Below are 18,678 nucleotides of genomic sequence, written 5' to 3'. Positions count from 1 at the left end.
GTCATGCACGCAATATCGAAAGTGTGATCAAAGTCGGAACGTTGTTTTGATTTTTTTTAAGAAAGGATTTTGGCAGGAGAAAGAATCATTAAAAACGAAATAACAACTTGAAAAACAAATAAAAAGCACAACCGAAATTGTGCTTTTTATCGTAGGTTGGCGAAATGCCGCTAAGAAAGATTTCCCTTAGCGAGCCAGCCAGCCACCATCAACGGCAATCGTGTAACCATTGATGTAATCAGATGCGCTGGATGCCAGGAAGACGGATGGGCCCATCAGATCCTGTGGCAAACCCCAACGGCCAGCTGGGATACGATCCAGAATTTCTTTGCTGCGTTCTTCATCGGCGCGCAGTTGCTGGGTATTGTTGGTAGCCATATACCCCGGAGCAATTGCGTTGACGTTGATACCGTGTTTTGCCCACTCGTTCGCCATCAGACGGGTTACGCCCATAACGGCGCTTTTTGATGCGGTATAAGAAGGTACACGGATACCACCCTGGAAGGACAGCATAGAAGCGATGTTGATGATCTTACCGCCTTTACCTTGCTTGATGAACTGGCGAGCAACGGTCTGAGACATAAAGAAAACGCTCTTAATGTTCAGGTTCATTACGTCGTCCCAGTTTTTCTCACTGAAATCGATCGCATCTTCACGACGGATGATACCGGCGTTGTTAACCAGAATGTCAACGTGGCCAAATTCAGCAACGGCTTTCTCTACCAGCTCTGCATGACCAGAGACATTGCTCATGTCGGCAGTCAGGCTCAGGAAACGACGTCCCAGTGCGGTGACTTTTTCGATAGTGTCTTTCGGTTCAACGATGTTGACGCCGACGATATCACAACCTGCTTGTGCCAGACCGATAGCCATGCCTTGACCCAAACCCGTATCACAACCCGTGATCAGAGCAACTTTACCTTGCAAATCAAAAGAATTTAAAATCATATCTGTAATCTCTCTATAAGCGACAAAATACTTAGTCGTTAGCTGTTACTGTAGGGAACACCGGTAATTCCGGTCGAAAGCGATTAACGTAACTCGCTAACCTTGACGTGATCCATGTCACCGAAAACGTGATTCTCGCCAACCATGCCCCAGATAAAGGTGTAGCGTCTGGTGCCAACACCGGAATGCATCGACCAGATCGGTGCAATCACCGTCCGCTCGTTTTTTATTCGCTATGATGGGCTTCCTGCTGCTAACCCACCATGTGGAAAACTGCCGTTTCATTACTTACTGTTTCTGGTGAAAGCGCCGGGCGAAACAGATGATGTCGCGTGGCAGTGACAACGTCACCTATTCCTCAACCTGCCCGGTTCTTTCTTGTTATGCGGGATGATAGTTTGGATGGGATGTGAATTCAATAAAAATGAAATAATGTTTTATTTATTTCTTGAGGGCCGTCATGGTTTTGCTTATTTTATGTTTCTTCTGGTACTGATGTGGCTAAAATGTCGCAATCCATAATCATACCCTTGTTGTCGTGCACGGTTTGTTGACGCAATCGAAGGTATGGGCAATAAAAGCGTTAGAGGAGAGATGACGATGAGAAGATACTTTATTGATGATGAAACGCCGTGGGAAGAGCTGGGCGGTGGCATTAAACGTAAAATCATGACCTGGAGCGATGAGCTGATGATGGTTTACGTGCACTTTGATAAAGGTGCGATTGGTACGCCGCACTTCCATGAGATTCACGATCAGATTGCTTATGTTGCCGCTGGCAGCTTTGAAGTCGTGATCGAAGGTGAGAAACGTATCCTGAAAACGGGCGATGCTTATCTGGCAGTGAAAAACGAGATGCACGGTGTGGTCTCGCTGGAAGACGGCAGCGTCCTGATCGATGCTTTCTCGCCTAAGCGAGCGGATTTCCTGTAATGCTTCAAAGCGTGGTCAGCCAGTAGACTGGCCACGCTTTCGTCATATCCCACGATGTCTGCTTTTCTCTTCTTTTACTTCTACTTCTACTTCTTTATTCCTAATTCCTAGATTAAATGTTCAGTAGTCAGCTGATTCAGGGAATCCAGCTTATAGTCTGCCAGCGCCCAGCGAGCGTCATCGCGAAATTCAGCCTGTGGAATAACGATTGAACGCATGCGTGCCGCTTTGGTTGCGATCATGCCGTTCACTGAATCTTCCAGCGTCACACAGTGTGTCGGAGGAACGCCGAGTCCGTTTGCTGCATTCAAATAGACCTCAGGATGAGGCTTGCTATACGGCAGTGTCTCGGCTGACATTAGGACATCAAAGTAGTGTTCCAGATTAAACATGCGCAGCACCTGCTGCTGCATGCGGAGCGGCGAAGCGGAAGCCAGTCCAATTTTGAGATCCTGTTCACGACACAGTTGCAGCGCATGTTCGACGCCGGGCAGGAGGGGACGCTGTTCGGCTACGAGTTCAATCGCGCGATCGATAATACGGCGGACAACCTCGTCTCGGGCAGGTGTCGCCCAGGGAGAACGCTGATACCAGAGTTCGACCACCATATCGATGCGTAAACCCAAAGTATCTTTCATGGATTCTCGTAGTGAAATGTCTACGCCAAGCGAGGCGATAACCTCCAGTTCGGCCTTGTCCCACAACGGTTCTGAATCAATCAGCAGCCCATCCATATCGAAAATCGCCGCTCGTATAGAAGAATCAAAGGACATACCACTGGCTCCGTCAGCAAAGGAAAAGGAAATTTACTGATAAACTATACCCTAATAAGTCGAGTTGCAGGGTACGACTCTGGCTATGCGGGAGATAAAGTGTTGACTGCGCGTAAAGTTACAGTAGGCTACCCGTCGTACTAAAACGATATATTACCGATGTTGCGTCGCTAAGAAGGGGTTCTCATGACGTATCAACAGGCTGGCCGAATTGCCGTCGTTAAACGCATTGCCGGATGGATCCTTTTTATCCCCGCGTTGCTTTCAACCTTCGTCTCGCTGGCTAATTATCTCTACGCTTATACCCAGAAAAAACAGGGTATTGATGCTGTTCTTCTGGATTTTGTGCACCTGATGGTCGACATGGTGCGCTTTAATACGCCTTTCCTGAATATTTTTTGGTACAACTCGCCAGTACCAGATTTTACGCGTTTTTTCAGTGGGGCGACGCTGATGTTTTGGCTGATCTACATCCTGATTTTTATTGGCCTGGCTTTACAGGTTTCGGGAGCCCGGATGTCTCGTCAGGCGAAAGCTATTAAGGAAGGCATTGAAGATCAACTGATTCTTGAAAAGATGAAAGGTGATGGTGGGAACACGCGTGAGACGCTGGAATCACGTGTTATTGTTCCTGGACACACGATTTTTGTGCAATTCTTTCCGCTTTATATCCTGCCGGTGATTATCGCGGGTATTGGCTATCTGGTGTTCCGTTTATTAGGGCTGCCAGTCTGATTAACGATCTGGCGCAGCCGTTGCGCCAGACGCGGTATTTTTCTCACCTTAGATCAAGCTCCTCATATCAGCGCAACCATTTCGCCTTAGATTAAAAGCTGCCGCTCAATGAGCTGTTGCGCTTCAACAATATGTTTGCCGCCGAAAAGATTGGCGCGGTTAAGCAGATAATAAATCTGGTAAATGGGCTGGCGATCGATAAAGCCTTTATCCAACGGCCACACGCTCTGGTAACCATCATAAATCTGTGGCGGCAGGGCTGGGTAGCGCGGCAGCATCGCTAAATCACATTCTCTGTCTCCCCAATAGCAGGCCGGATCGAACAGATAAGCACCATCCTGACTATCCGCGCAATTATCTGGCCATAGGTCACCGTGCAAGAGCGACGGCTGGGGTTGATGTCCTGCCAGACGTTCCTCAACGCGGGCGATTAGCGTTTCAATATGACCAAAATGCATCCCTTTTTCTGCTGCCAGCTGTAACTGCCAGCCAATACGCTGTTCGGCAAAAAAGGTCGCCCAGCGCCGTTGCCAACTGTTTGGCTGAGGCGTTGTTGAGAGGTCGTTATCGAAATCCAGTCCAAATTGTGGCTGATCGCTCCATTGATGCAGGCGTGCTAACTGTTCACCCAGGCACCAGGCGCTGTGCGCATCCAACGGTTTGACGGGCAGATATTGCAGAAGCAGGAAGCTGTGATCGCGTGAACTACCGACACCATAGACGGCGGGTACACGCACCGTATTGCTGCGGCTCAGCAAGTGAAGTTGATCGGCTTCAGCAGTGAATTTGGCCAGCATTTCACGACTATCGCATTTTACGAAAATGTCATGCTCGCCGTAGCGGACATACCAGGCTGGATGTATTTCACCGCCGGATAATTCGTGACGCTCCTGAATATCCGCAGTACCGTGATGTTCTTCCAAAAGTCGGCTGATAGCTTGCCACATAAGGTCATCCTCCCGTTGATGTTGCCCGATACGATGCTGTTCACTGGGGTGATTTGTTCACGGTAACCTATTGAGCACAATAAAAATGGAATCTATCGCACAGTGATAACCGATAGGCCGAGATAACGAGAAACAAGTATAGTCGGAATTAAAAATAGCGGAGTTAGGACGACGCTCATCCGGTAGATAAGGCAATGAAATAGCGTATTAATGACGTAACCGACGGCTGTTTTCCGGTTACGTCATGCTAAAAAACTGAGATCGAGGGGATTACAACGCGTCGGTGACGGCCTGAGATGCCGCCTGACGACGTTGTTTAAGCTGGTGGTAAGTCAGCGCCAGCGTGAAGAACAGTGCCTGAACGATCACAATGCAAGGGCCGGTTGCGCCATCAATATAGAAACTGATCAGGGTGCCGGCAATACAGGAAATGACGGAAACCAGCGTGGCAACAAGCACCATGCGCTCAAAACGTTTACAGACCATGAAGGCAATAATGCCCGGCGCAATCAGCATCGCGATCACCAGAATAACGCCGACGGCCTGTAAGGATGCAACAATCGTCATCGCCAGCAGGCTCAGCAATCCGTAGTGCAGTAGCTTGACGGGCAGGCCGATAACGCGGGCATGATTGGGATCGAAGCAGTACAGCATAAAATCTCGGCGCTTTAACAAGATGATGGCCAGCGTCACCCCAGCGATCAGTAAGATTTGCGTCAGCTCTTGCTGAGTGATGCCCAGCACGTTACCAAACAGAATATGGTTCAGGTGCTGATCGGTATCGATGCGCGCAAACATGACGAGCCCCAGCGCAAACATGCCGGAAAAGATGATCCCCATGACCGTGTCTTCTTTAACCCGACTGTGTTCTTTTACGTATCCCGTCGCTACCGCACAAAAAATACCGGAAACGAAAGCCCCGATAACTAACGGAATCCCCAGTAAAAACGCGACAACGATGCCGGGCAGCACGGCATGGGAAATGGCATCACCCATTAGCGACCAGCCTTTCAGCACCAGATAACACGACAGCACCGCGCAGACCGTACCGGTGACGACGGCAGCGAGTAACGCACGCTGCATGAACGGGTAGGACAGGGGATCGATGAGCCAGCTAATGAGCGTCATAATGCATCTCCTGATTGATCGCGTAACCGCAGGCGGCGCGATGCCAGCAACCCATGCTTGGGTGCAAAGACAAACGCCAACAGGAAGATGACGGTTTGCAACGTGACAATCACACCGCCGGTTGCACCATCAAGGAAGAAGCTCAGGTAAGCCCCGACCGCGCTGGTGATCGCGCCCAGTGCAATAGAAATCACAACCAGACGACCAAATCGATCGGTGAGCAGGTAAGCCGTGGCACCCGGTGTAATCACCATCGCGATCACCAAAATCGCTCCGACGGTTTGCAACGCCGCGACCGTACAGGCACTCAGTAGCGTAAAGAAAAGAATTTTCAGCTTCAGCGGGGAAAGGCCAATTGAGCGGGCATGGTTCTCATCAAAGAACACGGCCAGTAGATCTTTCCACAGCAGGCAGAGAATCACGAACGTTACGCCGATGATGATTTCAACTTGCAGAATATCTTCGTCGGCAATGCCCAAAATATTGCCAAAAATGATGGATTGCACGTTAACCGATGTCGGGTTGAGCGAAATAATCAGCAGGCCTACAGCGAAAAACGTTGAGAAAATAAAGCCGATAATTGCATCTTCACGCAATCGGGTAATGTGGCGGATGAGCGTCATTGCCAGCGCAGCAAGCATGCCGGTAAAAAATGCGCCAGCCGCGTAGGGTAGACCCAGTGCATAGGCTCCTGCGACACCGGGGACGACGGAGTGGGAGAGTGCATCGCCCATCAGCGACCAACCTTTCAACATCAGGTACGCTGAAAGAAAAGCACACACACCACCGACAATCGCGCTGACCCAGATCGCCTTGACCATGTAGTTATAGCTGAATGGCTGCAACAGGATATCGATCATCAGGACTTTTTTTCCTCTGGTACAGCGCGTGATGCAGGAGGATCGCTCTTGGTCGACCCATAGAACACAGCCGGACGTTCATCGTCCGTTAATACTGTCACCGAGCGGACATCGTCATCATCATGAAGATGAGATCCCCGAGGTTGATGTGTCGCAGAACACCACCGAACGTTTTCTCCAAATTGCTTTGGGTAAAGGTACTGTGCGTCGGTCCTGCGGCTAAAACGGTGCGATTGACCAAAATAACGTTGTCGCAAAACTCAGGAACGCTACCGAGGTTATGGGTCGCCACCAGAATCAAATGCCCTTCATCGCGCAAGGTGCGAAGCAGGTCGATAATGGCGTTCTCCGTTTTAACGTCTACGCCGGTGAAAGGCTCATCCAGCAACAACACGCTGCCTTGTTGAGCCAGAGCCCGCGCCAGAAAGACACGCTTTTTCTGTCCGCCGGACAATTCACCGATCTGGCGATGTTGCAGCGACGATAGTCCGACGCGCTCCAGAGACTCCGCCACAATAGCGCGGTCCTGTTTACTGGGAATACGCAGGAAATTCATCCTCCCGTAGCGTCCCATCATGACCACGTCGGAAACCAGAACGGGGAAATTCCAGTCCACGTCTTCTGTTTGTGGAACATAAGCAATCAGATTCTGTTTCAGTGCCTGGTAGATCGGTTGCTGGTTGAGCAGTACCTGCCCTGAGGTTGGCTTGACCAACCCCATGATGCTTTTGAACAACGTCGATTTTCCACTGCCATTTACGCCAACCAAGGCGCAAATTGTACCGCCAGTCAGGGAAAAAGCGGCATGGCGAATAGCCTGATGCCCATTGCTGTAAGTAACCGAAACATCATTGACTTCTAATGACTGTACGGCTCGATCACTACTCATTGATTAAATCCTTTAGCGATGGTTTCCACCGTCACTTTCAACAGGTCGATATAGGTCGGCACGGGGCCTTTTTCTGTAGACAGCGAATCAACATACAGTACGCCGCCATATTTCGCCCCCGTTTCTTTACTGACCTGTTTTGCTGGCTTATCGGAAACGGTGCTTTCGCTGAATACGACAGGGATAGCCTTCTCACGCACGGTATCAATAACCCGACGCACCTGCTGCGGTGAACCTTGTTCGTCGGCATTGATTGGCCAGAGATAGACTTCATTGAACTGATAATCCTTTGCCAGATAGCTGAATGCCCCTTCGCTGGTGACTAGCCAGCGTTGCTGTTCTGGGATACGAGCAAGACGCTCACGCAGTGGCGTGTCGAGAGCCTTAATTTTTTCCGCATAGGCTTTGGCGTTACGGTTATATGTCTCGGCATTGGCCGGATCGGCTTGCACCAGACCTTTGCGGATATTTTCGATATAGATTAATGCATTGGAGGGCGACATCCAGGCATGTGGGTTCGGGTTGCCATTATAGGCACCTTCGCGGATCGGAAGCGGCGTGATGCCTTCCGTCACCACAACAGCTGGCACATTTTTCACGTTCTCGAAAAAGCGCGTAAACCAACGTTCGAGATTCATGCCGTTCCACAGCACTAACTGTGCGGACTGTGCTTTAACAATATCACGCGGGGTCGGTTGATAATCATGAATTTCCGCACCGGGTTTGGTAATGGACTCAACCGTCGCGGCATCGCCTGCAATATTCTGTGCGATATCCTGAATGATGGTAAAGGTCGTGATGACTTTAAGTTTTTCAGCCGCCTGAGCGGAGGTGCTGGCTAAAAGTAGTAAAGCGCATGGCAGTGCCATACGGCGGAACAGGGCTGGTAAATGAGCGTGAAAGCCAATCATGTGGATATCCTTACAAACCGTGAAAGAGTTATTTGAGAATAATTATCAATATCATTTAAGTCAAGAGGCAGAAAAGGGCGTGGAGTGAATATTGGAAGGTGTCTCATGACACAAGAAATCACTGTTTTCAGGCATGTAGCACGCGCTTGCGCGGGTAAGGAACGCATCATGCTCCTTTGATAACAGAAATGTTGCTTTAATTTAATGAATCGTACTTAAGGTTACAAAGAAAGTCTAACGGTAACGGTAGTGAACTGTCGCGCAACTATACATAGCTATACGTATGGTGAAATTTACGCCAAAAGAAGAGAAAAATCTGATGCATCCTTAAGAAAATACCGACGACTGCCGATAAACCATAAAGAATGTGGGAGATGTCTCTATTTTATACAAAAGGATTGTAGGTAATATGAGCACAAAATCAGAACGACGTTGGAAGTTGGCAAGTTTAGTTTTATTGGTTTTTCTGGTGGCATTATTAGTGCTGCTGGTTCAAAACAGTTAATTCTTAACGTGACAAAATGTTAGATTATAAATAATTTCTATTATGTAATGTATTAATGCAACATATACAGATAGCATAAAAATGACAATCGATTTTAAACATTGATATAAGCGTGATTACTGATGGTCACGCTTGTTGTTAATGGTCAATATTCTTTCATAACAGAATCACAATTATAGTTTTTTGTTATGATTGCCGATGTCTCTGTGCCAGAAATGCGATGGTTGTCGCGTATTTTTTTGCATAATAGAATCTGAAGTGTGCTTATTGTGCAGTGTCAGAGGTCGCCTGTGAATATAGGTGTCAGCGAGCGTTATCGTGTATTAATGAATCAGGGATGACATGAATTTGTGCGGCATGTCCACGACTGGCAAAAAAGGCCTTGCCATCGTTTGCATAGTGTGTAATAACCCTTCTGGGTAAAACGAGGTACAGTTCTGTATATGAATGGCATTTTCAGTAAAGAAGACTTAAATACAACCTTTAGTGTTGCATACTGCTTCTCTGCCGATCCTTATCTTAGTGCCTCAAGCAGTAACGACTTTGGTTTGTCTGTATAACGCCTTTTTGGCGGTTTAAACAATTAAAGGAAATATTTGAAATGGCAAAGATTAAAGGTCAGGTTAAGTGGTTCAACGAGTCTAAAGGCTTTGGTTTCATCACTCCTGCTGACGGCAGCAAAGATGTATTCGTACACTTCTCTGCAATTCAAGGCAACGGCTTCAAAACTCTGGCTGAAGGCCAGAACGTAGAATTCGAAATTCAGGATGGCCAGAAAGGTCCTTCTGCAGTAAACGTCACTGCGCTGTAATTTTACAGCTCTGTTGCAAAACCCGCCATGGTGCGGGTTTTTTGTTGTCTGCGTTTTATCTGAATCTGTGATGCAATGAAGACGTTATTAATGAGGAAAATGTGCCGATGAGTTATCAGTGTCCGCTATGCCAGTTACCTCTGGAGCGACACCCGCGGCAATGGACGTGTGGTAAACATAGCTTTGACTGTGCGAAAGAAGGGTACGTTAACCTGTTGCCAGTACAGTTTAAGCGTTCAAAACAGCCTGGTGATAGTGCTGAAATGATGCAGGCGCGTCGCAGCTTTCTGGAAGCGGGTCACTATCAACCGCTCCGCGACGCCGTGGCGCAGCACGTTGATCGTATTGTGGCGGATGACGCTGCGGCGCTGCTGGATATCGGCTGTGGCGAAGGGTATTACACCGCCGAACTGGCCCAGCGTCTCACATCGTGTAGAACGATGACGATATACGGGCTGGATGTTTCCAAAGCGGCGATTCAGCGCGCGGCAAAACGGTATGATAACGTTGAGTTTTGCGTCGCCTCCAGCCAGCGGTTGCCTTTTCAAGATCGCTCTCTTGATACTGTGGTAAAAATTTATGCGCCGTGTAATGACGCGGAATTGCAGCGCACCGTTAAGGTTGGCGGTTGGGTGGTGACAGTATCTCCGGGGCCACGACACCTTTATCAACTGAAAGCGGAAGTCTACGATGAGGTGTTATTACACCCGAGCAAAGATGATGTGCTCGCAGGTTTTCAGCTTATGGATCAGCAAACGCTCGCGTATCCGATGCAGTTATCTGGGAATGAAGCTGCGGCGCTATTGCAAATGACGCCCTTTGCCTGGCGAGCAACGCCAGACGTTAGCGAGCGACTGCAGGCAACTGCCGCGTTTAGTTGTGAAACGGACTTTATTATCCGCTTGCATCAGCGTGTTGACAGCGGTGCGGCAGCGTAATCGAGAAGAATAAGAACGGGCAGCACGATAGTCGGGCTGCCCGTTGATGTAAGTCTGAAGTATGATGGGTATATCAGGCGGCGTAGCCGAGGTGTTCATACAGGATATTGCAGCCGATGCCAATCAGAACCAACCCACCCATTACTTCTGCTTTTTTGCCGAGAATCGGGCCAATATAGCGGCCAATCATCATCCCGAGCGTAACCATAATCATGGTGGCACAGCCTATCACCATCGCAGTATGGAAAATGTTGACCTGAAGGAAGGCCAAGCCGACACCAATTGCCATGGCATCTAGGCTGGTGGCAACTGCGGTACAAACTAGCAGTGCCAGACTATGGTTTTTGACTTTTTCGCAGCGGCAGTCTGAAGAACCTTTGAGTCCCTCAACGATCATGCGACCACCCAGAATCAGTAACAGTGTAAAGGCAACCCAGTGATCCCATTCGAGAATATATTGGCTGGCAAAAAAACCGAGTGCCCAGCCGATGAGAGGGGTGATAGCTTCGATAACACCAAAGATGAGGCCAGTGCGAATGGCATCTCGGAAACGGGGATTATGTAGTACAGCACCTTTGCCGATTGACGCGGCGAAGGCATCCATTGACATACCAAATGCTAGGATAAGTGTTGCTGACATATTCATTGTAAAATAGCCTCGGCTGGACGATTAACCATATACACGCAGATCATCCCCAACCCGAATGACGATCTTACGTGTCTATGGTCTCGCCTGCCAAGCACGCTTGGCCGCCCGCACCACGTCTATGCTCCGATGATAGGAGATAAAACGAGTATGTTGATACGAGCATTTCTGATGAATTATTGTGAATGTTAATTAATCAGAAATCGGCTACTCCCCAATGACGGCGCAACCTTACCATATTATTTATGGTGCAAACAACACTAAAAGTTTTACGTGTTAATAATGCAATTGATAATTATTTTCATTTGATTGCCGAGATAGAATGATCGTACAAAATAACGACAAGGTTAATGGGGTTAAAATACCATCTAAAGAGAAGGTGTATAGTCGTGGTTATTTGAAATAATTAGTCAGATAAATTTACCTTATTGATTCTCAATCATAAAATTATATATTTTCTCTAAATCATCCAGCTGTGTAACCTGTATCAATAAACGGCGTCTTTCTAGTTCGATGACTAAAACACCATCCTCAGATAAATTCATATTTTTAATTCTTGTATAAGGAATGAATATATTTGCATAAAAGAAACCGGTTGATTTAAAAACCAGTTTGGGCCGGCGAATATAGGCCAGATAGCACGCCATGAAGGCCAGCGAAATCAAAAGGTAGGTGGTGATAATAGCACCGTTACTCATCACATTTTGATAAATAAGAATCCCCACTAGGCCGATGAAAATCAGCGTATCGAGCCGGTTAATCCGCTTCAGCGGGACGAGGAGCTGTGTTTTCCCTTTGAGTTTGTCCATGATGAACTCATCATAGATGGCATAAGCCAGTGCTAACGCAATCAACACAACCAGCGTGATGTCTGTCATTGTCATCCGTATTACCTTTGTCCGTCATAAAAAATGGCCGGGCGTATTGGCACCCGGCCATTGAATATTACACGCCGAGCAGGCCGATCCAGTATCCAAAGATACCAATGGCGAAGAAGCCCATAATCAGCCACAGCGCATTTACCTTGCGCCGTAACAGCCACATACAGCCAAACGTCAGGAGTAGGGGAACGAGCCCCGGCATAAGCTGATCAAGGATGGATTGAACGGTGGTTACTGTGGTTTCCCCGTTCTGGTTTGTTACCGTCGACACCACCATCGGTATGTTGACGTGAGTCCATTTATTGACCAATGCCCCCATGACGAATAAGCCGAGGATAGAAGCCGCTTCGGTCATTTTTTGCAGGAAACCGCCGCCCATATCACTGACGATATCGATCCCCTTACGGTAGCCGTAGGCGACACCATAGTAACGTACCAGCAGGCGAACCAGGTTAAACAGCACGAAGAAGAGGACGGGCCCCAGCAGGCTACCGCTCATGGCAATCCCTGCGCCTAGCGCAGCAAATACCGGACGAGCGGTACCCCAGAATATTGGGTCGCCGACGCCAGCCAGTGGCCCCATCAGCCCGACTTTCAGACCGTTTATTGCCGCATCGTCAATGGGAGCGCCGTTAGCACGTTGTTCTTCCATTGCCATCGTTACGCCGAGTATCGGAGCGGCAACAAAAGGCTGCGTATTGAAGAACTCCAAATGGCGCTTGATCGCTTGTTTACGCTCTTCCGAATTTTCAGGATAAAGACGGCGAATCACCGGTACCATGGAAAAACAGAAGCCGAGTGCCTGCATACGTTCAAAGTTCCAGGAGCCTTGAAACAGGTTGGAACGGATAAACACCGCGCGGATGTCGCTGTCAGTGAGTTTTTTGACATTCGTATTTTCGACCATTTTTCTCACTCCTGTTAATCCAGTTCGTTATCAAGACCGTTATTGCCTGAGGTGACAGACTGGCCTTGAACCTTGTTATATTTCGGGCTGAGTTGGATATACAGCACCGCCATCACAATACCGATTACGCCCAGCGCCACCAGGTTAAACTCGGTGAAGGCGGCGGTAACGAAGCCAAGATAGAAGAACGGCATCAGGTAACCCGCGCGCATCATGTTGATGACCATTGCGTAACCGACGACGACGATCATCCCACCGGCGATATTCAGGCCATTAGTGACGACGTCTGGTATAGAGTTCAGCAGTGCGTGAACGGCGTCGGTCCCAACGGAAACGGCAACGATCACCGCAGGAATCGCGATACGCATGGCCTGAAGCAGTAGGGCAGAAACGTGAATCCAACTGATAGCTGTTAGATTACCTCGCTCTGCCGCGCTGTCTGCCGCATGCTGGAACGCAACCGTGATGGTACGAACAATGATGGTTAAGACTTGCCCAGCGGCTGCGAGCGGAATTGCCAGAGCAATCCCTGCGCCGATCCCCTGACCGCCGGCGATAACCAGAATGGTTGAGATAATGGACGCCAGTGCCGCATCCGGTGCTACGGCCGCACCGATGTTCATCCAGCCTAATGCGATCATTTCCAGCGTACCGCCGATAATAATCCCGGTTTTTAAATCACCTAATACAGCACCAATCAGCGTACAGGCGACGAGTGGACGGTGGAACTGGAATTCATCAAGAATCGAACCCATCCCCGAAACACACGCGACGAGAAATATCAGCACAATTTGAAGTGTGGTAATCTCCATCGTACTTCTCCTATAAAATGTGTCTGAGTAAAAATAAATCGCCATCCCGTTGATTTTCTATTTGGACATAAATACCTATATTGAAAATCGCCAGGTCTATAAAGCTATTATTGATGGTGACAGTAGCGTTAATACCCTTCGTAGTACGATAGGGTTCAACGCGGCATTTTGTTAATCAAGTCCATCATTTTAATTCGGGAATCGGTTGATACTTTCCGAACCTCCAATTCAATACCGCGTTTATCTAATTCACGGAACGCCGCAATATCCTTCTCATCGATAGAGACAGCATTATTGACCTGCGTTTTCCCCTGTTTAAATGCCATCCCGCCAATATTGACCGAGGTGATGTTTACGCCATTTTCGATCAGCGTTAATACATCCGTTGGATTGGTGAACAGCAGCATCACGCGGTCGGCGGCATATTTCGGGTTGTCATAAACACGAACGGCTTTTGCCACATCCACGACGTGCGCGGTAACGCCCGGCGGCGCAACCTGAGTCAGCAACGTTTTACGCACGTGATCGGCGGCGACTTCATCGCTGACAACAATAATGCGTGAAACATTGGTTTCTTTCGTCCAGCGGGTGGCGACCTGACCATGGATCAGACGATCGTCGATACGTGCCAACCCAATCTTCATATGTTCGCCGGGTCCTGCCGGTGTGGGGATGGTGTTGGTTTTTGTTGGAGGGGGAGAAGAAGGGGACGCTGCTTTGGGGGCTTCTTGATGTTTTAGCGCTTTTACGCCATCTCTGCCAGCTTCCAAAGCAATAGAAACCAGATCGGAAAAGGACGGATTATCATCCCGAGCCATAAAAGTTTCCGCTAGCATGGGAATATTCACGCCGGCGATAACATCATGGTTTTCTTTGTCGGTGACGAGGCGGCTGGCGGCGTTGAATGGGCTGCCGCCCCAGGTATCAACGAGAAACAGCACGCCTTGTGATGTGTCTAACTGCGTGAGTTTTTCCTGATATTTTTCTATCAATGTTTCGGCGTTTTCTCCGGGAACGAAATCAATCCAGGCGACATTACTTTGCTCGCCAAGGATCATTTCCGCTGTCTTTAACAGCGGTCCCGCAGTGGCGCCGTGAGTGCATAACATGATTGCAATACTCACTTGCTACCTCCTCACGTTCACGATCAAAAAAGAGTCAATGTGTCAGGAAACTGGGTTAGCGTTATGGAAGTGAAAACGTTAACCGTCGCGGTATTAGTATGGCTGCAAGAAAAAATTTCACCGTGGATTCATGACATTCACTGTGTTCCTCCAGGTTGTCAGGCTAGAAATCGTGACTGACAGATTTATTTTACTTATCGAAAAAATAAATAGTGTGATGATGCTCTAATGCTGACCAGTTAAACCAAGGGCTAAAAGGGCGTGGAACGGGAAAATCTGGGCGCGTTATCAATACGAAACCGTCCGAAGAAATTCTTTGTGAAAATTGGTAACAACCTGTTAAAGTAAACGTCCCTTAAATTGCTTAGGAGCACTGGGCATCAGCCCTTCCCATGGACTGCCACCGACAAAATGTTCTCTGTTTTCCCGCTAATACTGGCGATTTTCTGTACTCAACTGGTCACTCAGGCCACATTCAGAATCTCTCTGATTCACACCAACTCTTTTTATTATTCAATACGGCTCATGCATTGATGTCGTCTGCTTGTTCATTTTCTGGAGTCTGACATGGAATTTTTGCTAGATCCTTCAATCTGGGCAGGCCTATTGACGCTGGTGGTACTTGAAATTGTTCTGGGTATCGACAATTTGGTGTTTATCGCCATTTTGGCGGATAAATTACCTCCCAAGCAGCGAGATAAAGCCCGCATTATCGGTTTAAGCCTGGCGCTGTTAATGCGTCTGGGGCTGTTGTCTTTGATTTCCTGGATGGTCACACTGACGCGTCCCCTGTTTAGCCTTGGCGATTTCAGCTTCTCGGGTCGTGACCTGATTTTGCTGTTCGGCGGTGTGTTCCTCTTGTTCAAAGCTACGATGGAGCTACATGAGCGGCTAGAGAATAAAACGCATGGTGGCAACGGCAATCGCGCCCACGCCAGTTTTTGGGCCGTGGTGGCGCAGATCGTCGTGCTGGACGCCGTGTTCTCGCTGGATGCCGTGATTACTGCGGTGGGAATGGTGGATCACCTGGGCGTCATGATGACGGCGGTAATCATTGCGATGGGCGTCATGCTGATTGCTTCTAAGCCGTTGACCCGATTCGTCAACAAACATCCAACGGTGGTGGTCCTGTGTCTCAGTTTCTTGCTGATGATTGGTTTGAGCCTGATGGCGGAAGGTCTTGGCTTCCACATTCCGAAAGGTTATCTGTACGCGGCGATTGGCTTCTCTATCCTGATTGAAATGTTTAATCAGATTGCCCGTCATAACTTTATGAAGCATCAGTCGCACCGTCCTTTGCGTGAGCGTACCGCCGAGGCCATTCTACGCCTGATGGGCTCACGGAAAAACACGGACGACGTGGATGCGGGTGAACCGCAGAAGAAACTCACAACAGAGGAATTCGCCGAAGAAGAGCGCAATATGATCAGCGGTGTGCTGACGTTAGCCTCGCGTTCGCTGCGCAGCGTGATGACGCCGCGTACTGAAATTTCCTGGGTGGATAGCGTAAGTTCTGTCGAACAGATCCGTATGCAGTTGCTGGACACGCCTCACAGCCTGTTCCCAATCTGTCGCGGCTCGCTGGATGAACTTATCGGCGTTGTTCGTGCCAAAGATCTGCTGGTGGCGTTGGAAACACAGACCGATGTGGAAAGCTTTGCGGCGGCTAACCCACCGATCGTCGTGCCGGAAACGCTGGATGTGATTAACCTGCTGCCCGTTCTGCGTCGTGCGAAAGGTAGCCTGGTCATCATTGCCAACGAATTTGGCGTGGTGCAAGGGTTGGTCACGCCGCTGGACGTGCTGGAAGCGATCGCGGGTGAATTCCCAGATGAAGACGAAACGCTGGATATCATCCCAGACGGCGAAGGCTGGCTGGTGAAAGGCGGAACGGATCTACATGCTCTGCAACAGGTTGTGGATAGCAGCGATCTGGTTGATCCGAAGGAGGAGTATGCTTCACTGGCCGGAATGCTGCTGGCAAACAGTGATGAGTTCCTGAAAGTCGGCGATACTATTGAATTGCACCGTCTGCGTTTCCATATTCTCGAAGTGTCCGAATACCGTATCGAATTGGTACGAGTGGAACGTATTGTGGATGAGGAAGACGCTGAAGACGCGTAATGAGGCCTGCGTAAGTAGTTTGTAAAATGAAGCCCCGCCAGTTTGGCGGGGCTTTTTCATAGATGGAATAAAGCAGAAGCAGGGTGATGACGTATCACGCTGCTTTCTAATTACAGAGTGTGTTAATCACACTGTACTTTGATCGCCAGTCCGCCCCGTGAGGTTTCGCGGTATTTGGCGTTCATGTCTTTCCCCGTCTCGTACATGGTTTCAATCACCTTATCCAGCGAGACGCGTGCTTCACTGGTACGGCGGGTCGCCATGCGGGCGGCATTAATCGCCTTAACGGAAGCAATGGCGTTACGCTCGATGCACGGGACCTGTACTTGACCCGCAACTGGATCGCAGGTTAAGCCCAGATTGTGTTCCATACCGATCTCGGCGGCGACGCAAACCTGTTCCGGGCTCGCGCCCATCAGCTCTGCCAATCCAGCGGCTGCCATAGAGCAGGCTACGCCAACTTCGCCCTGACAGCCCACTTCGGCACCGGAGATGGAGGCGTTCATTTTGTACAGAATGCCGACCGCGCCCGCCGCAAGGAAATAACGAATATAAATGGTCGGGCTAACCGGCTCGATGAAGTGGTCATAATAGGCGAGTACGGCTGGGACGATGCCGCATGCACCGTTCGTTGGTGCGGTGACCACACGGCCGCCAGCGGCGTTCTCTTCATTCACCGCCAGCGCGAACATATTGACCCAGTCCACTACGTTCATCGGGTCGTTGGACAGCTTATCGGAAGACACCAGCATACGACGCAGTGCAGATGCACGACGTGGCACGCGCAGCGGGCCGGGCAAGACGCCTTCGGTGTTCATGCCGCGATCGATACAGGCACGCATCGTCTGCCAGATATCGGCAAAGTAGGCGTCAATCTCCTGACGGCTGTGCAGCGCCAGCTCGTTACGCATCACCATCCCAGAAAGCGACAGGCCACTTTGTTTGCAGTGATCCAGCATCTCTTTGGCGGAATTGAACGTATAGGGAACGGATACGTCAGTGGTGGCATCTTTGCCAAAATTCTCCGCATCGACGATGAAACCGCCGCCGATGGAGTAATAGGTTTTGCTATAAATTTCTTTATTGTCGGCAAAGGCGGTGACAGTCATGCCGTTTTCGTGCAGCGGCAGATTTTCACTGCGGAAAACCATACCGCCTTCGCGCGGGAAATCTACCTCGTGCTGCCCGTTAGCCAGCAGCAGGCGTTCGCGTTGCTCAACATCGCGGATGAAACCGGGAATCGCATCAATATCCACGGTATCCGGCATGTTGCCCGCAAGACCCATGATGATGGCGATATCCGTATGGTGACCTTTACCCGTCAGCGACAGTGAGCCATACACATCGACGGCAATGCGCGTGGTTGCGGTCAGTCGATCCTGGCTGATCAATTCATCGACAAATTGCTTACCGGCTTTCATCGGTCCAACCGTATGAGAGCTAGAGGGGCCAATACCGATCTTAAACATGTCGAAAACGCTTATCACGCGAAACTCCTCAAAGACTCAGGGTCGTACCCACTCTTTATTATCTGGTCGCCAGCATCCAGTTCCTTCATCACAATCAGATAGTTATGTTGCGAATCATCTGATGATTTCGGTTCTGGCGAGACATGACTTGAATTGTAGTGGATATACACCCAAAAATTAGAATAAAACTCGTCAAATCGCGCTATTGTAGTGTGGAATATGTCGTGTGGCTTTCTTTTTCGCATGAAATAAACTTATGTCATCGCCTAATTTAACTTATCCTAAATACGACTTAAGTCATTGTAAATACTATGTCTGGATGCTTTTTGATCGCAAA

General features: G+C 49.2%; 18 protein-coding genes and 2 pseudogenes. 6 read left to right on the top strand and 14 right to left on the bottom strand.

The window, feature by feature from the left end; all coding sequences use genetic code 11:
- Positions 1-186: 186 nt before the first annotated feature.
- Together kduD and EO763_RS23600 are read right to left on the bottom strand one after the other, a co-directional pair.
- A complete protein-coding gene (gene kduD / locus EO763_RS11690; RefSeq protein WP_010299965.1) occupies positions 187-948 on the bottom strand; it encodes a 2-dehydro-3-deoxy-D-gluconate 5-dehydrogenase KduD in 762 nt (253 codons plus the stop codon).
- An 83-nt stretch (positions 949-1,031) separates the two neighbouring features.
- A pseudogene (locus EO763_RS23600) lies at positions 1,032-1,240 on the bottom strand (5-dehydro-4-deoxy-D-glucuronate isomerase); the annotation flags it as partial.
- A gap of 308 nt (positions 1,241-1,548) precedes the next feature.
- Here EO763_RS23600 and EO763_RS11680 point away from each other — a divergent pair.
- Positions 1,549-1,881, top strand: a complete 333-nt coding sequence (locus EO763_RS11680; protein WP_010275594.1) for a cupin domain-containing protein — start codon at positions 1,549-1,551, stop codon at positions 1,879-1,881.
- 107 nt (positions 1,882-1,988) lie between these two features.
- Here the strand turns inward: EO763_RS11680 and hxpB are convergent, their stop codons facing one another.
- Positions 1,989-2,654, bottom strand: coding sequence for a hexitol phosphatase HxpB (gene hxpB / locus EO763_RS11675; protein WP_161529045.1), 666 nt, complete (start codon positions 2,652-2,654; stop codon positions 1,989-1,991).
- Positions 2,655-2,840: 186 nt separating this feature from the next.
- Here hxpB and EO763_RS11670 point away from each other — a divergent pair, with 186 nt between their 5' ends.
- Positions 2,841-3,389, top strand: a complete 549-nt coding sequence (locus EO763_RS11670) for a YniB family protein (protein ID WP_161529044.1) — start codon at positions 2,841-2,843, stop codon at positions 3,387-3,389.
- An 86-nt stretch (positions 3,390-3,475) separates the two neighbouring features.
- On the opposite strand, the gene EO763_RS11665 is transcribed toward EO763_RS11670, so the two are convergent.
- The 5 genes and pseudogenes from EO763_RS11665 to EO763_RS11645 all read right to left on the bottom strand — a co-directional run bounded on the left by EO763_RS11665 (position 3,476) and on the right by EO763_RS11645 (position 8,124).
- Positions 3,476-4,336 carry a fructosamine kinase family protein gene (locus tag EO763_RS11665; protein WP_161529043.1) on the bottom strand — a complete coding sequence of 287 codons (861 nt, stop codon included), beginning with the start codon at positions 4,334-4,336 and terminating at the stop codon, positions 3,476-3,478.
- 270 nt (positions 4,337-4,606) lie between these two features.
- Positions 4,607-5,464, bottom strand: coding sequence for a metal ABC transporter permease (locus tag EO763_RS11660; RefSeq protein ID WP_010299954.1), 858 nt, complete (start codon positions 5,462-5,464; stop codon positions 4,607-4,609).
- The gene (locus tag EO763_RS11655) at positions 5,461-6,324 is read right to left on the bottom strand and encodes a metal ABC transporter permease (RefSeq protein WP_161529042.1); all 864 of its coding nucleotides are present in this window, start codon (positions 6,322-6,324) and stop codon (positions 5,461-5,463) included. The genes EO763_RS11660 and EO763_RS11655 overlap by 4 nt, the downstream gene beginning before the upstream one ends.
- A pseudogene (locus EO763_RS11650) lies at positions 6,324-7,213 on the bottom strand (manganese/iron ABC transporter ATP-binding protein). Before EO763_RS11650 ends, EO763_RS11655 begins: the two are co-directional and overlap by 1 nt.
- Positions 7,210-8,124 carry a metal ABC transporter substrate-binding protein gene (locus tag EO763_RS11645; RefSeq protein WP_039358288.1) on the bottom strand — a complete coding sequence of 305 codons (915 nt, stop codon included), beginning with the start codon at positions 8,122-8,124 and terminating at the stop codon, positions 7,210-7,212. Before EO763_RS11645 ends, EO763_RS11650 begins: the two are co-directional and overlap by 4 nt.
- Before the next feature lie 948 nt (positions 8,125-9,072).
- Between EO763_RS11645 and EO763_RS11640 the strand changes: the two genes are divergently transcribed.
- The 3 genes from EO763_RS11640 to rlmA all read left to right on the top strand — a co-directional run bounded on the left by EO763_RS11640 (position 9,073) and on the right by rlmA (position 10,378).
- Positions 9,073-9,189, top strand: coding sequence for a DUF2627 domain-containing protein (locus EO763_RS11640; protein WP_103157401.1), 117 nt, complete (start codon positions 9,073-9,075; stop codon positions 9,187-9,189).
- Between the two features lie 41 nt (positions 9,190-9,230).
- Positions 9,231-9,440 (top strand): transcription antiterminator/RNA stability regulator CspE, encoded by a 210-nt coding sequence (cspE, locus tag EO763_RS11635; protein WP_005968829.1) that lies wholly within the window; start codon positions 9,231-9,233, stop codon positions 9,438-9,440.
- A 107-nt stretch (positions 9,441-9,547) separates the two neighbouring features.
- Positions 9,548-10,378, top strand: coding sequence for a 23S rRNA (guanine(745)-N(1))-methyltransferase (gene rlmA / locus EO763_RS11630; RefSeq protein WP_161529041.1), 831 nt, complete (start codon positions 9,548-9,550; stop codon positions 10,376-10,378).
- Between the two features lie 73 nt (positions 10,379-10,451).
- Here rlmA and mntP read toward each other — a convergent pair whose 3' ends face one another.
- The 5 genes from mntP to manX all read right to left on the bottom strand — a co-directional run bounded on the left by mntP (position 10,452) and on the right by manX (position 14,748).
- A complete protein-coding gene (gene mntP, locus EO763_RS11625) occupies positions 10,452-11,024 on the bottom strand; it encodes a manganese efflux pump MntP (protein WP_039489603.1) in 573 nt (190 codons plus the stop codon).
- Between the two features lie 425 nt (positions 11,025-11,449).
- The gene (locus EO763_RS11620; RefSeq protein WP_161529040.1) at positions 11,450-11,908 is read right to left on the bottom strand and encodes a DUF986 family protein; all 459 of its coding nucleotides are present in this window, start codon (positions 11,906-11,908) and stop codon (positions 11,450-11,452) included.
- A gap of 61 nt (positions 11,909-11,969) precedes the next feature.
- Positions 11,970-12,812, bottom strand: a complete 843-nt coding sequence (locus tag EO763_RS11615; RefSeq protein ID WP_010299943.1) for a PTS mannose transporter subunit IID — start codon at positions 12,810-12,812, stop codon at positions 11,970-11,972.
- 14 nt (positions 12,813-12,826) lie between these two features.
- Positions 12,827-13,624, bottom strand: coding sequence for a PTS mannose/fructose/sorbose transporter subunit IIC (locus EO763_RS11610; protein ID WP_014699847.1), 798 nt, complete (start codon positions 13,622-13,624; stop codon positions 12,827-12,829).
- 155 nt (positions 13,625-13,779) lie between these two features.
- Positions 13,780-14,748 carry a PTS mannose transporter subunit IIAB gene (gene manX, locus EO763_RS11605; protein WP_161529039.1) on the bottom strand — a complete coding sequence of 323 codons (969 nt, stop codon included), beginning with the start codon at positions 14,746-14,748 and terminating at the stop codon, positions 13,780-13,782.
- 567 nt (positions 14,749-15,315) lie between these two features.
- Between manX and EO763_RS11600 the strand changes: the two genes are divergently transcribed.
- Entirely contained in the window at positions 15,316-16,872 is a 1,557-nt protein-coding gene (locus tag EO763_RS11600; RefSeq protein WP_161529038.1) for a TerC family protein, read from the top strand.
- A gap of 122 nt (positions 16,873-16,994) precedes the next feature.
- On the opposite strand, the gene sdaA is transcribed toward EO763_RS11600, so the two are convergent.
- Positions 16,995-18,359 carry an L-serine ammonia-lyase gene (gene sdaA, locus EO763_RS11595; protein ID WP_161529037.1) on the bottom strand — a complete coding sequence of 455 codons (1,365 nt, stop codon included), beginning with the start codon at positions 18,357-18,359 and terminating at the stop codon, positions 16,995-16,997.
- Between the last annotated feature and the right edge of the window lie 319 nt (positions 18,360-18,678).

Origin of the sequence: Pectobacterium odoriferum (assembly GCF_009931295.1) — a bacterium.
Classification (GTDB): domain Bacteria; phylum Pseudomonadota; class Gammaproteobacteria; order Enterobacterales; family Enterobacteriaceae; genus Pectobacterium; species Pectobacterium odoriferum.
This window is presented reverse-complemented; position numbering and strand designations above follow the sequence as displayed.